The sequence below is a fragment of the Gilliamella sp. wkB7 genome, assembly GCF_001693435.1.
Taxonomy (GTDB): Bacteria; Pseudomonadota; Gammaproteobacteria; order Enterobacterales; family Orbaceae; genus Gilliamella; species Gilliamella apicola_N.
In genome coordinates, this window is record NZ_CM004509.1 from 101,252 (window position 1) to 116,000 (window position 14,749).

Here is a 14,749-nt window from a genome sequence, read left to right on the forward strand (position 1 = left end):
CCTCTTCTACTCGGTTAGGGATTCCTTGTTGGCATCGTTCGAGTTCGGGGACAAAAAATTAATTACCTCTTTAGTAATTTCCGATAAGTCAATTAAATCTAAATTAAATACTTCATGTTCAGCAATAGATGGTGTTGTAATGCGTGGTAATACTTTTGCTAATGAATCGATATCTAAATCAATAAATTCGAGTAATTTAACTCCACGTAAATCACCTGTTAAAGGTTTGCGAATAGTTAATTCGTTTATGGTGGATTTACCTGATGTAATTCCAGTTTTTAAAGTGATTTTTTTTATATTAGCCATTTGTTTCCCCTCGTAAGAAGCCCTTTCGGGCTTTTTTATCTAAATAATTAATTGTAAATATAATTTTTATAGTCCAATTGCATTGCGTGCTTTTGATAGACGATCTTCACCGTTTACTTTGTCGATCATGTTGATCACGTCGATTTCAATAATTTCTTCGTTATCGACGATCTCTTTATAGTAAGTGCATTTCGTCGTAATTTTGGTTAGGTTGCTTCCACCCAGTTTAAGTTCACCACGATCGTGTTTTTTATGACGACCGTTAACGATAATTTCAACTTTAACAAAGTCTTCACTATCTTCTTTTTGATAAGCACCTGCAAAACGTAAAGTGACGCCATTGAGTGAACTACCATGCTGTTTTAGTACTTCATGAGCTAACCCACCGATTGTCCATTCAATATTTAATGCATCATCTTCATATCCCATGTCGATTGGAACGCTTGCTGGCATGCCGGCACCACGATAATTTTCAAATTTTCGTGTTAATTTTGGTGGTGTGAATGATTCTACTTCACCAACAAAAGAGGTTCCGTTGACATAAACATTGAAGTATTTGAGTTTTTTTGGTAGAGCCATTTAATTATTCCCCCTTAGTTAGTGGCGACAGAATTAGCCAGATCAACCAAATATTTATCGGTAATGCGTTGGCGTAACATAAGATTTTCAAGTGGCGGGACAGGTGTATAATCATAATCAATATATAATTTACCTGCTTTTAGAATGTCTGCTGTATTAGCTTCAGGATCAAACCATGCTTTACCATCAATAATATAACCGTTAGATTTTAATTCACGGAATTTATTATTAATTGATTCAATTAAATCTTTAATTAAAGAAGCATGCATTGGTGCGTCAACTAATTGAAATTGTGCTTCAGCGATAGTGTCAGCTAATACTTGTGCTGTACGAGTGTAGTTTTCAAACGCAAATAATGTATCAGCAGAACAAGTTCGAGATCCCCAGAAGCGATAGCCTTGATTGCAAATTAAGGTAGTTACATCGTGTTCGTTTAAGTAATTTGAATCAGAGCTTTCTTCTTGCAAATCCCAAAATACATCGTTAGAAATGCCCGTAACACCATTGACAGGAACATTTGATAAAGTTTTATGCCAACCAACTTTCTGGTCAATTTGGGCACGTAGCCCTAAAGCTCTAGCCGTTGCAGCTAAAGTGACGTTTTGTTTTTGTGTGTTATCAAAGCCGATAAAATTTGGCCAAATTACCATTGCTTCACGAGCACCTAATTTATCGCGATAAAGTACCGCTTGCTCTTTGGTTTTAGCACCAAAAGCTGAAACATAACAAAAGGCACGTAATTTTTGTGCTAATGAGACTAACGCAGTTGCAACAGGTAATGAGTCATAACCAGGCACACCTAAAATACGTGGTTTTACTTTTAATTGAGTTTGTGCTGAAAGCAGTGCTTTCATACCAGTATATTTGCCATCTTCAGTCGTAGTACCAATGATATTTGCTTCAGTCTCTTCAATAGTTGCACCTTCTTCAACTCGAACCGCAACAATAACAGGTGAACATTGATCTGCAATTGCTTCTAGTGTTGGTTTAAGTGTTCCTATTGAGCCAGCTTTGCCAATTGCGGTATTGACATTGGTAATCAAAACTGGGGTGTTAAGTGGAAAATGCGTCTCATCGGCATCATCGCCAGTACAAACAATACCAATAACAGCAGTTGATACTGTTCTGATAGAGCGTGAACCTTCGTTGATTTCGATGACTCGGACGCCGTGATGATAGTCGTTAGCCATAAGTTCTCCGTTGTAATTTACATATTGTAAAGTTAATGTACTTATCAATATTTACATATTTATTACAAAGGAGTTAGTGATTGGATTTGTACTTAAAATCATTACAATTTATATTGAAAATCTTTATCAGATATAATGTATATAACAAACTTAAAAACTGTCATTTATTATCCTAAATCGTATAGCTAAATGACAGAGATTATTCTTAAAATTAATTATTTGGATTTTTTGGCCAGTCAATATTTGGTGTTTGTTCGATATCAATGCGATTTACCATCACTCGATATTTTTTCCATTCAATGAGTAATTGTGCTTCTTGCTCATTGGCAATTTGTGAATCAACGGCATCTTGTAAATAACTGATTTGCGTTGTTGCTTCAGCGAGAAGTTGATTTTTCTTGGTTGAAGCTTGATTGATTTCATATTGATGCTGTTTATTTTTATCAAATTGCCATTTTTTTCCATCCCAGCTATCAAATTCACTGGCTGGTTTTAAATCAGTATAACCATCAGGAATTTCACCTACCTCTTGAAGGGTAGTTTCTGCACCTGTTTCAATTGAGTAAATTTTAGTGCCACGCAAATCTTTAGGATAGGTCCATTGTTGGCCATCATGAATGATTGCCTGATTATCTTTAACACTTTTTGGTGCTTCTAAATAAGCATTAGCTGGTAAGCCAACACCAATTGGTAAATATTGATAGGTTGTTTGTATAAATTCACCTTTGGCATCAACGTTATAAACAATTGTCCAACCGGCAGAAATTGTTAAGCCGTCATTATCTAATACTGCTGATTCTGGTTGTAATTGATATTTCATTATTTTTCTCCTAATTATTCTGCTTTAACTATATACATAAATGCGACATTGCGGGGACGGTTTTCATTGGCAACTGGTACAACACGTGATGCATTAAAGGAATACAGTCGTCCCCATTCATCTGCGTTGCCGGCTTTCACTTCAGCACTCCATCGAGAATCAATTGCAAAAGCTCCTTCTGCCTGAACTGGTCCATAACCAGCACCTCGACCGACGACAGATACCCGTCCCCATATATCTCTAATAGCATCTTGCTGCCAGTCTAAAATCATTCGATTTGGATCAACTCCTCTAACATTATCCCAACCCCGAATAAATTCGCCTCGCAAATCTGGTAATTTTCCAGATGGATATGCAGCAGCTAGTTTTTGAAATTGGTTTTTATCAAATTCAGCTCCATTGCATTCAAAATATCCAGTAGGTGGATGAACTTGTGGCCATGGCATCGGCACTCCCACTGGTGTCGTTCTATCTTTAACAAATTGATCTAATCCCCCAACTCGTGATGAATCAACATAGCCGGCACACAAACCATCATTATTGAAACTCCAGACAAAATTGTCATTAACAACATCAAATACACCTGCAGCAGCATCGTCTTGGATAACAAAAACATAACGTTTGTTAGCTGTAGAGAGTTGAGAGCGGTCATTTAAATATTTTAATCTATCTGTTATATTTGATAATGCATTGTTGGTCTCACTAATTCTATTATGAGCGTTATTGGCATGCTCATGAGCAGTTATTGCTTTATTATCGACTACTCTTGCGTACTCATAAGTATCACGAACCGCTTTGGGTGTTGCTGCTTGATTTTCAATTGTTGAATTAGTAGCTGAATTTAATTGAACAAACCCTTTTGAGTTTGTAGTAGCATTGGGGTGATTGGTTGATTTTTCATGAGCAGATATTAAATCATTAGCTTTTTTTGCTGCGTCAACTGCCAGATTGTATGCTTTCTTTACGGCTAATGGTGTTGCCGCTTGGTTTTCGAGGTTAGAATCAATGGCTGAATTTAACTGAACAAACCCTTTTGAGTTTGTGGTAGCATTGGGGTGATTAGTTGATTTTTCATGAGCAGATATTAAATCATTTGTTTTTTTTATTGCGTCAGTAGCCAGATTGTATGCTTTCTTTACGGCCAATGGTGTTGCTGCTTGGTTTTCGAGGTTAGAATCAATGGCTGAATTTAACTGAACAAACCCTTTTGAGTTTGTGGTAGCATTGGGGTGGTTGGTTGATTTTTCATGAGCAGATATTAAATCATTAGCTTTTTTTATTGCGTCAGTAGCCAGATTGTATGCTTTCTTTACGGCCAATGGTGTTGCCGCTTGGTTTTCGAGATTAGAATCAATGGCTGAATTTAACTGAACAAACCCTTTTGAGTTTGTGGTGGCATTAGGGTGATTAGTAGTTTGTTCATGATTGGCCATTTTGCTGGTGATCAAATTTTCCACATATTGACGGGTGGCTAATACTATAGATGGATCAATTTTAAGGGTAACCGCATTAACATTATCAACCACAATAATCATTCGTATGACTTGTGTTCGACCACTGCCTTCGGATAGTTTTGGTTTATAGGTAATAGGGCAATTACCGACAGCGACTAAAGTATCATCTTCATCATATAAACCGATTTCATTAATAAACCAACCACCCTGATTTTCAGGGATAACTAATTCAGCGATGATTTGATTAGGATTTTTTTCATCCGTGGTTAATGAATTAAGTGGTGCTTTATATACTTCATGAATTAATTTGGTTTGACTGGCATCTGGTGTTGTCGCACTACCATTTGCATCACCAACAGCCATCTTACATAATTTAAGTGGAATACCTAAAGCGGTAGCATTGGCTAGTAATGCTGCCCCTTGTTGAGTAATTAACGTATAAAACTTTTGACTCATATTTTCATTCCTATAAAAAATTTGAATCGCCTATAGGGCGATCGAATGAGCTGATTGTGTTTGTTTTAAATATCTAGTTTATAAATACTTTATAAAGTGCATTAGATTTACATTTTATAAAATGGATTGCTAAAGATAGTGACATAGTCTAAAAAAATTAGTTAATAGATGGTGTTGTAAAAAAAATGATTACAAACAGCTAAAATAGCAAATTGCTAGAAATATAAGATGTAAATAAAAAAACCTTAGTGAAATTACTAAGGTTTTTGTTGATTAATTAACTTTATTTTGGTTGGTTTGGCCATTCGATATTAGGCGCTTGTTCGATATCAATGCGATTTACTAACACTCGATATTTCTTCCATTCACTTAATAAATGTGATTCTTGCTCACTGGCAATTTGTGAATCAACAGCATCTTGTAAATAACTGATTTGCGTTGTTGCTTCAGCGAGAAGTTGATTTTTCTTGGTTGAAGCTTGATTGATTTCATATTGATGCTGTTTATTTTTATCAAATTGCCATTTTTTTCCATCCCAGCTATCAAATTCACTGGCTGGTTTTAAATCAGTATAACCATCAGGAATTTCACCTACCTCTTGAAGGGTAGTTTCTGCACCTGTTTCAATTGAGTAAATTTTAGTGCCACGCAAATCTTTAGGATAGGTCCATTGTTGGCCATCATGAATGATTGCCTGATTATCTTTAACACTTTTTGGTGCTTCTAAATAAGCATTAGCTGGTAAGCCAACACCAATTGGTAAATATTGATAGGTTGTTTGTATAAATTCACCTTTGGCATCAACGTTATAAACAATTGTCCAACCGGCAGAAATTGTTAAGCCGTCATTATCTAATACTGCTGATTCTGGTTGTAATTGATATTTCATTATTTTTCTCCTAATTATTCTGCTTTAACTATATACATAAATGCGACATTGCGGGGACGGTTTTCATTGGCAACTGGTACAACACGTGATGCATTGAAGGAATAAACTCTCCCCCAATCATCAGCACTGCCTGTTCTCACTGCAGCACTCCATCGAGAATCAGAACTAAAAACTCCTTCTGCTTCAATTGGTCCTTGACCCGCACTTCGACCAACGACAGATAAGCGGCCCCATATATCTCTAATAGCATCTTGCTGCCAATCTAAAATCATTCGATTTGGATCAACGCCTCTAGCATTATCCCAACCCCGAATAAATTCGCCTCGCAAATCTGGTAATTTTCCAGATGGATATGCAGTAGCTAATTTTTGAAATTGGTTTTTATCAAATTCAGCTCCATTGCATTCAAAATATCCAGTAGGTGGATGAATTTGTGGCCATGGCATCGGCACTCCCACCGGTGTAATTTTATCTTTAACGAATTGCTCTAATACCTCTATTTTAGTGGTGATTAATTCTTCCACATATTGACGGGTAGCTAATACTACAGATGGATCAATTTTAAGAGAAAGATCATTACCATTACCAATCATAAAAATCATTCGTACGACTTGTGTTCGACCACTGCCTTCAGATAGTTTTGGTTTATAGGTAGTAGGGCAATTACCGACAGCGACTAAAGTATCATCTTCATCATATAAACCGATTTCATTAATAAACCAACCACCCTGATTTTCAGGGATAACTAATTCAGCGATGATTTGATTAGGATTTTTTTCATCCGTGGTTAATGAATTAAGCGGTGCTTTATATACTTCATGAATTAATTTGGTTTGACTGGCATCTGGTGTCGTCGCACTACCATTTGCATCACCAACAGCCATCTTACATAATTTAAGTGGAATACCTAAAGCGGTAGCATTGGCTAGTAATGCTGCCCCTTGTTGAGTAATTAACGTATAAAACTTTTGACTCATATTTTCATTCCTATAAAAAAATTCGAATCGCCTATAGGGCGATCGAATGAGCTGATTGTGTTTGTTTTAAATGTCTAGTTTATGAATACTTTATAAAGTGCATTAGATTTACATTTTATAAAATGGATTTCTAAAGATAGTGACATAGTCTAAAAAAATTAGTTAATAGATGGTGTTGTAAAAAAAATGATTACAAACAGCTAAAATAACTAATCGCTAGAAATATAAGATGTAAATAAAAAAACCTTAGTGAAATTACTAAGGTTTTTGTTGATTAATTAACTTTATTTTGGTTGGTTTGGCCATTCGATATTAGGCGCTTGTTCGATATCAATGCGATTTACTAACACTCGATATTTCTTCCATTCACTTAATAAATGTGATTCTTGCTCACTGGCAATTTGTGAATCAACAGCATCTTGTAAATAACTGATTTGCGTTGTTGCTTCAGCGAGAAGTTGATTTTTCTTGGTTGAAGCTTGATTGATTTCATATTGATGCTGTTTATTTTTATCAAATTGCCATTTTTTTCCATCCCAGCTATCAAATTCACTGGCTGGTTTTAAATCAGTATAACCATCAGGAATTTCACCTACCTCTTGAAGGGTAGTTTCTGCACCTGTTTCAATTGAGTAAATTTTAGTGCCACGCAAATCTTTAGGATAGGTCCATTGTTGGCCATCATGAATGATTGCCTGATTATCTTTAACACTTTTTGGTGCTTCTAAATAAGCATTAGCTGGTAAGCCAACACCAATTGGTAAATATTGATAGGTTGTTTGTATAAATTCACCTTTGGCATCAACGTTATAAACAATTGTCCAACCGGCAGAAATTGTTAAGCCGTCATTATCTAATACTGCTGATTCTGGTTGTAATTGATATTTCATTATTTTTCTCCTAATCATTCTGCTTTAACTATATACATAAATGCGATATTTCTGGGGCGAGTTTCATCACCGACTAATCCAGGAAGGTTTAGATCATTCCATGAAGTAGTACCAGCAGGGATATTTATGCTACCATTGGTACCATTGTTCGTATAGAAAAGTGAATTATCATAATCACTACTTGCTCCGCCATACCAACAGCCTTTAATGCCTGTAGATCCAAATGGTGCAGATCTTTGCATTTGAGAACTATTAAGATCACTACGATTTTCACCCAATGCGCTAACATGTTTATGCGCTGAAATTTGGGGAGCTTGCCACTTCAAGATCCCTCGTTCTTTATCAACTCCTCTAGCATTATCCCAACCCCGAATAAATTCACCTCGTAAATCTGGCAGAAAACCTTGGGGGTATGCAGCACCCAGTTTAGGAAATTGATTTTTATTAAAACCAGAACCATTACATTCAAGCCAACCTTCAGGAGGTTGATTACATGGCCATGGTTGAGGAATACCGATAGGTAGATAATTGTTGATATTTGCTGTTGTGATTTTTTCAGTCCATTTAGTCCATGTTTTTGTGCGTGAAAAATAATTTCTAATAAATATTCTACTGTTACTATATGTATAATATACCTGCGTGCAGCCTTCTACTCCTATATCCGCATAATTTTGGTATACAGCTAAATTTCCAGCCAATTGGATAGGGTAATTTGAGCTAGAAGTTGCATTAGCATCTGTAATTTGACCATAAAACCCGAATTTTGTGCCCGTGAGTGTATTTAAATCAGTATTATTTAATAAACCGTAGTTTTGATAAGCATCTCCTGCTTTTAATACTGATTTGCCATTAATCATAACGTCATTAATATATTCAAAACACCACGAATTTGTTGTTGAATTATAAATTAATTTGTTTTGCCATTGATTTGTTTTTGCATTATAAAAATGATGTGTATAATTATCGTCAAATGTCTTCAATACCATCAAATCTTCACTGTCATTATATTTGTGTTTTATTCCTACATCAGATGATAATATCAATTGTCCCGTCATCGTGTCACCAGAACGTTTTATTGCTCCATTTGCCACATCATACACTTTTCTAATAGCTAATGGTGTTGCTGCTTGATTTTCAATAGTTGAATCGATTGAAGAATTTAATTGCACAAAACCTTTAGATTTAGTAGTGGCATTGGGGTGATTGGTTGATTTTTCATGAGCAGATATTAAATCATTTGTTTTTTTTATTGCGTCAGTAACCAGATTGTATGCTTTCTTTACGGCTAATGGTGTTGCCGCTTGGTTTTCGAGGTTAGAATCAATGGCTGAATTTAACTGAACAAACCCTTTTGAGTTTGTAGTAGCATTGGGGTGATTAGTTGATTTTTCATGAGCAGATATTAAATCATTTGTTTTTTTTATTGCGTCAGTAACCAGATTGTATGCTTTCTTTACGGCTAATGGTGTTGCCGCTTGGTTTTCGAGGTTAGAATCAATGGCTGAATTTAACTGAACAAACCCTTTTGAGTTTGTAGTAGCATTGGGGTGGTTGGTTGATTTTTCATGAGCAGATATTAAATCATTAGCTTTTTTTATTGCATCAGTAGCCAGATTGTATGCTTTCTTTACGGCCAATGGTGTTGCTGCTTGGTTTTCGAGGTTAGAATCAATGGCTGAATTTAACTGAACAAACCCTTTTGAGTTTGTAGTGGCACTAGGGTGATTAATAGTTTGTTCATGATTGGCCATTTTGCTGGTGATCAAATTTTCCACATATTGACGGGTAGCTAATACTACAGATGGATCAAATTTAAGGGTAACCGCATTAACATTATCAACCACAATAATCATTCGTATGACTTGTGTTCGACCACTGCCTTCGGATAGTTTTGGTTTATAGGTAGCAGGACAATTACCGACAGCGACTAAAGTATCATCTTCATCATATAAACCGATTTCATTAATAAACCACCCCCCCTGATTTTCAGGGATAACTAATTCAGCGATGATTTGATTAGGATTTTTTTCATCCGTGGTTAATGAATTAAGTGGTGCATTATATACTTCATGAATTAATTTGGTTTGACTGGCATCTGGTGTTGTCGCACTACCATTTGCATCACCAACAGCCATCTTACATAATTTAAGTGGAATACCTAAAGTGGTAGCATTGGCTAGTAATGCTGCCCCTTGTTGAGTAATTAACGTATAAAACTTTTGACTCATATTTTCATTCCTATAAAAAAATTCGAATCGCCTATAGGGCGATCGAATGAGCTGATTGTGTTTGTTTTAAATGTCTAGTTTATGAATACTTTATAAAGTGCATTAGATTTACATTTTATAAAATGGATTGCTAAAGATAGTGACATAGTCTAAAAAAATTAGTTAATAGATGGTGTTGTAAAAAAAATGATTACAAACAGCTAAAATAACTAATCGCTAGAAATATAAGATGTAAATAAAAAAACCTTAGTGAAATTACTAAGGTTTTTGTTGATTAATTAACTTTATTTTGGTTGGTTTGGCCATTCGATATTAGGCACTTGTTCGATATCAATGCGATTTACTAACACTCGATATTTCTTCCATTCACTTAATAAATGTGATTCTTGCTCACTGGCAATTTGTGAATCAACAGCATCTTGTAAATAACTGATTTGCGTTGTTGCTTCAGCGAGAAGTTGATTTTTCTTGGTTGAAGCTTGATTGATTTCATATTGATGCTGTTTATTTTTATCAAATTGCCATTTTTTTCCATCCCAGCTATCAAATTCACTGGCTGGTTTTAAATCAGTATAACCATCAGGAATTTCACCTACCTCTTGAAGGGTAGTTTCTGCACCTGTTTCAATTGAGTAAATTTTAGTGCCACGCAAATCTTTAGGATAGGTCCATTGTTGGCCATCATGAATGATTGCCTGATTATCTTTAACACTTTTTGGTGCTTCTAAATAAGCATTAGCTGGTAAGCCAACACCAATTGGTAAATATTGATAGGTTGTTTGTATAAATTCACCTTTGGCATCAACGTTATAAACAATTGTCCAACCGGCAGAAATTGTTAAGCCGTCATTATCTAATACTGCTGATTCTGGTTGTAATTGATATTTCATTATTTTTCTCCTAATTATTCTGCTTTAACTATATACATAAATGCGACATTGCGGGGACGGGTCTCATGTCCGCCCGTATATGCTGTGTCAAAAATATAATCTTCTTCATATCTATCACTACCAGAACCCCATGGATTACCATCACCTTGCTCATTGTAGGTTGCAATTAGTGTACTATGGTTGTGACTTTGAATCATGCAATCTTGCCAGCTTAATATTTCTCGATTTGGATCTGCTCCTTTCCAGTGATCCCAACCTCTTATAAATTCACCTCGCAAATCTGGTAGCCAACGATGGTATACGGCACCTAGTTTAGGATATTGTTCTTTATCGAAAGGTGAACCATTACACTCAAGCCAGCCTTCAGGAGGTTGTTTACATGGCCAAGGTTGTGGGGTTCCAACTGGAATCGATTTATTACTAATAAAGTGTTCTAAATCAAAAATATTATCCACTGATATTTTTGCATTTAAGAATCCCTCTCTTTGAAAATGCCATATTATTTTATTTTCATTAACATCATATCCCACAATTGAACCATCGTTACGTATAAGCAAGCAAAATCGCTTATCTTCTGAATAGATGCGAGATTCAAGTCCGTCGCAATGAAATTTATCAGTAATTTCGTTTACGCGCTCATTAACTTGTTTAACTGCCAAAGGTGTTGCTGCTTGGTTTTCAAGATTAGAATCAATGGCTGAATTTAACTGAACAAACCCTTTTGAGTTTGTGGTGGCACTAGGGTGATTAGTAGTTTGTTCATGATTGGCCATTTTGCTGGTAATTAAATCTTCCACATATTGACGGGTGGCTAATACTATAGATGGATCAATTTTAAGGGTAACCGCACTAACATTATCAACCACAAAAATCATTCGTATGACTTGTGTTCGACCACTGCCTTCGGATAGTTTTGGTTTATAGGTAGTAGGGCAATTACCGACAGCGACTAAAGTATCATCTTCATCATATAAACCAATTTCATTAATAAACCACCCCCCCTGGTTTTCAGGGATAACTAATTCAGCGATGATTTGATTAGGATTTTTTTCATCCGTGGTTAATGTATTAAGCGGTGCTTTATATACTTCATGAATTAATTTGGTTTGACTGGCATCTGGTGTTGTCGCACTACCATTTGCATCACCAACAGCCATCTTACTTAATTTGAGTGGAATACCTAAAGTGGTAGCATTGGCTAGTAATGCTGCCCCTTGTTGAGTAATTAACGTATAAAATTTTTGACTCATATTTTACCCTACAAACAAAACTCGGATCGCCTATAGGGTGAGCGAATGAGCTGATTGTGTTTGTTATAAATGTCTAGTTTATAAATACTTTATAAAGTGCATTAAATTTGCATTTTATAAAATAGCTTAATAAAGATAGTGACACAGTCACAAAAAAATTGTTAATCAATTGTTTTGTGACAAAAATTATTACAAACAGCTAAAATAGCAAATCGCTAGAAATAAAAAATATGAATAAAAAAACCTTAGTGAAATTACTAAGGTTTTTGTTTACTAGTTACTTTATTTTGATTGGTTTTGCCATTTGATATTTGGCACTTGTTCGATATTAATGCGATTTACCAGGACTCGATAGTTTTTCAATTCAGCAAATAATTAAGCATTAGCCAGTAAACTAACTTTGTCTTTTCTTTATTATTCTGCTTTAACTATATACATAAATGCGACATTACGTGGTCGATTTTCATGAGCAACAGGTACAACACGTGATGCATCAAAACTAAATCCACCAGCGCCCCCTTCATCAGTGCTAGTCGGCGTTCCTTTAGCCATTTTGCTAAACGCTCTAAATGCTCCATCACCTGTACCGCCATGATGACCAAATGTTTCTGAAATTGGCCACACATTACCATAAATGTTTCGAATTGTATCTTGTTGCCAACTTAAAATCATTCGAGATGGATCAGATCCCCTCGTATTATCCCAACCTCTAATAAATTCACCTCGTAAGTCTGGTAATTTTCCAGATGGATATGCAGCAGCTAGTTTTTGAAATTGGTTTTTATCAAATTCAGCTCCATTGCATTCAAAATATCCAGTAGGTGGATGAACTTGTGGCCATGGCATCGGCACTCCCACCGGTGTCGTTCTATCTTTAACAAATTGATCTAATCCCCCAACTCGTGATGAATCAACATAGCCGGCACACAAACCATCATTATTGAAACTCCAGACAAATTTGTCATTAACAACATCAAATACACCTGCAGCAGCATCGTCTTGGATAACAAAAACATAACGTTTGTTAGCTGTAGAGAGTTGAGAGCGGTCATTTAAATATTTTAATCTATCTGTTATATTTGATAATGCATTGTTGGTCTCACTAATTCTATTATGAGCGTTATTGGCATGCTCATGAGCAGTTATTGCTTTATTATCGACTACTCTTGCGTACTCATAAGTATCACGAACCGCTTTGGGTGTTGCTGCTTGATTTTCAATAGTTGAATCGATTGAAGAATTTAATTGCACAAAACCTTTAGATTTAGTAGTGGCATTGGGGTGATTGGTTGATTTTTCATGAGCAGATATTAAATCATTTGTTTTTTTTATTGCGTCAGTAACCAGATTGTATGCTTTCTTTACGGCTAATGGTGTTGCCGCTTGGTTTTCGAGGTTAGAATCAATGGCTGAATTTAACTGAACAAACCCTTTTGAGTTTGTGGTAGCATTGGGGTGATTGGTTGATTTTTCATGAGCAGATATTAAATCATTAGCTTTTTTTGCTGCGTCAACTGCCAGATTGTATGCTTTCTTTACGGCCAATGGTGTTGCTGCTTGGTTTTCGAGATTAGAATCAATGGCTGAATTTAACTGAACAAACCCTTTTGAGTTTGTAGTAGCATTGGGGTGATTGGTTGATTTTTCATGAGCAGATATTAAATCATTAGCTTTTTTTATTGCGTCAGTAGCCAGATTGTATGCTTTTTTTGCTGCGTCAATTGCCAGATTGTATGCTTTCTTTACGGCCAATGGTGTTGCCGCTTGGTTTTCGAGATTAGAATCAATGGCTGAATTTAACTGAACAAATCCTTTTGAGTTTGTAGTGGCACTAGGGTGATTAGTAGTTTGTTCATGATTGGCCATTTTGCTGGTGATCAAATTTTCCACATATTGACGGGTAGCTAATACTACAGATGGATCAAATTTAAGGGTAACCGCATTAACATTATCAACCACAATAATCATTCGTATGACTTGTGTTCGACCACTGCCTTCGGATAGTTTTGGTTTATAGGTAGTAGGGCAATTACCGACAGCGACTAAAGTATCATCTTCATCATATAAACCAATTTCATTAATAAACCACCCCCCCTGGTTTTCAGGGATAACTAATTCAGCGATGATTTGATTAGGATTTTTTTCATCCGTGGTTAATGTATTAAGCGGTGCTTTATATACTTCATGAATTAATTTGGTTTGACTGGCATCTGGTGTTGTCGCACTACCATTTGCATCACCAACAGCCATCTTACTTAATTTGAGTGGAATACCTAAAGTGGTAGCATTGGCTAGTAATGCTGCCCCTTGTTGAGTAATTAACGTATAAAATTTTTGACTCATATTTTACCCTACAAACAAAACTCGGATCGCCTATAAGGTGAGCGAATGAGCTGATTGTGTTTGTTATAAATGTCTAGTTTATGAATACTTTATAAAGTGCATTAGATTTACATTTTATAAAATGGATTGCTAAAGATAGTGACATAGTCTAAAAAAATTAGTTAATGGATGGGGTTGTAAAAAAAATGATTACAAACAGCTAAAATAGCAAATCGCTAGAAATAAAAAATATGAATAAAAAAACCTTAGTGAAATTACTAAGGTTTTTGTTGATTAATTAACTTTATTTTGATTGGTTTTGCCATTTGATATTTGGCACTTGTTCGATATCAATGCGATTTACCAGCACTCGATAGTTTTTCAATTCAGCAAATAATTAAGCATTAGCCAGTAAACTAACACCAATTGGTAAATATTGGTAGGTTGTTTGTAGAAATTCACCTTTAATGTCAATGTTATAAACAATTGCCCAGTCAG

The 14,749-nt window shown here is 35.5% G+C and carries 14 protein-coding genes; all 14 read right to left on the bottom strand.

Going from position 1 to position 14,749, the window contains the following annotated elements:
• Nucleotides 1-6 precede the first annotated feature (6 nt).
• A complete protein-coding gene (locus A9G17_RS00475; protein ID WP_065737008.1) occupies nucleotides 7-306 on the bottom strand; it encodes a phage tail assembly protein in 300 nt (99 codons plus the stop codon).
• A gap of 66 nt (nucleotides 307-372) precedes the next feature.
• Nucleotides 373-885: a phage major tail tube protein gene (locus tag A9G17_RS00480; protein WP_065737009.1), complete on the bottom strand. Its 513-nt coding sequence runs from the start codon at nucleotides 883-885 to the stop codon at nucleotides 373-375.
• Between the two features lie 14 nt (nucleotides 886-899).
• Nucleotides 900-2,075, bottom strand: a complete 1,176-nt coding sequence (locus A9G17_RS00485) for a phage tail sheath protein (RefSeq protein ID WP_065737010.1) — start codon at nucleotides 2,073-2,075, stop codon at nucleotides 900-902.
• A 211-nt stretch (nucleotides 2,076-2,286) separates the two neighbouring features.
• A complete protein-coding gene (locus A9G17_RS00490) occupies nucleotides 2,287-2,895 on the bottom strand; it encodes a tail fiber assembly protein (RefSeq protein WP_065737011.1) in 609 nt (202 codons plus the stop codon).
• A 14-nt stretch (nucleotides 2,896-2,909) separates the two neighbouring features.
• On the bottom strand, nucleotides 2,910-4,805 hold the full coding sequence (locus A9G17_RS00495) for a phage tail-collar fiber domain-containing protein (RefSeq protein ID WP_065737012.1): 1,896 nt from the start codon (nucleotides 4,803-4,805) through the stop codon (nucleotides 2,910-2,912).
• A gap of 283 nt (nucleotides 4,806-5,088) precedes the next feature.
• Nucleotides 5,089-5,694 (bottom strand): tail fiber assembly protein, encoded by a 606-nt coding sequence (locus A9G17_RS00500; RefSeq protein WP_065737013.1) that lies wholly within the window; start codon nucleotides 5,692-5,694, stop codon nucleotides 5,089-5,091.
• 14 nt (nucleotides 5,695-5,708) lie between these two features.
• Nucleotides 5,709-6,671, bottom strand: a complete 963-nt coding sequence (locus tag A9G17_RS00505; protein ID WP_065737014.1) for a phage tail-collar fiber domain-containing protein — start codon at nucleotides 6,669-6,671, stop codon at nucleotides 5,709-5,711.
• 284 nt (nucleotides 6,672-6,955) lie between these two features.
• Complete coding sequence (locus A9G17_RS00510; protein ID WP_065737013.1) at nucleotides 6,956-7,561, bottom strand: tail fiber assembly protein; 606 nt, start codon at nucleotides 7,559-7,561, stop codon at nucleotides 6,956-6,958.
• 14 nt (nucleotides 7,562-7,575) lie between these two features.
• Entirely contained in the window at nucleotides 7,576-9,789 is a 2,214-nt protein-coding gene (locus tag A9G17_RS00515; RefSeq protein WP_065737016.1) for a phage tail-collar fiber domain-containing protein, read from the bottom strand.
• A 284-nt stretch (nucleotides 9,790-10,073) separates the two neighbouring features.
• Entirely contained in the window at nucleotides 10,074-10,679 is a 606-nt protein-coding gene (locus tag A9G17_RS00520) for a tail fiber assembly protein (RefSeq protein ID WP_065737017.1), read from the bottom strand.
• A 14-nt stretch (nucleotides 10,680-10,693) separates the two neighbouring features.
• Nucleotides 10,694-11,929, bottom strand: a complete 1,236-nt coding sequence (locus tag A9G17_RS00525) for a phage tail protein (RefSeq protein WP_065737018.1) — start codon at nucleotides 11,927-11,929, stop codon at nucleotides 10,694-10,696.
• 282 nt (nucleotides 11,930-12,211) lie between these two features.
• Nucleotides 12,212-12,292 carry a tail fiber assembly protein gene (locus A9G17_RS13330; RefSeq protein WP_141677598.1) on the bottom strand — a complete coding sequence of 27 codons (81 nt, stop codon included), beginning with the start codon at nucleotides 12,290-12,292 and terminating at the stop codon, nucleotides 12,212-12,214.
• Between the two features lie 51 nt (nucleotides 12,293-12,343).
• Nucleotides 12,344-14,272, bottom strand: a complete 1,929-nt coding sequence (locus A9G17_RS00530; protein ID WP_065737019.1) for a phage tail-collar fiber domain-containing protein — start codon at nucleotides 14,270-14,272, stop codon at nucleotides 12,344-12,346.
• Between the two features lie 283 nt (nucleotides 14,273-14,555).
• Nucleotides 14,556-14,636: a tail fiber assembly protein gene (locus A9G17_RS13335; protein ID WP_081301610.1), complete on the bottom strand. Its 81-nt coding sequence runs from the start codon at nucleotides 14,634-14,636 to the stop codon at nucleotides 14,556-14,558.
• Nucleotides 14,637-14,749 lie beyond the last annotated feature (113 nt).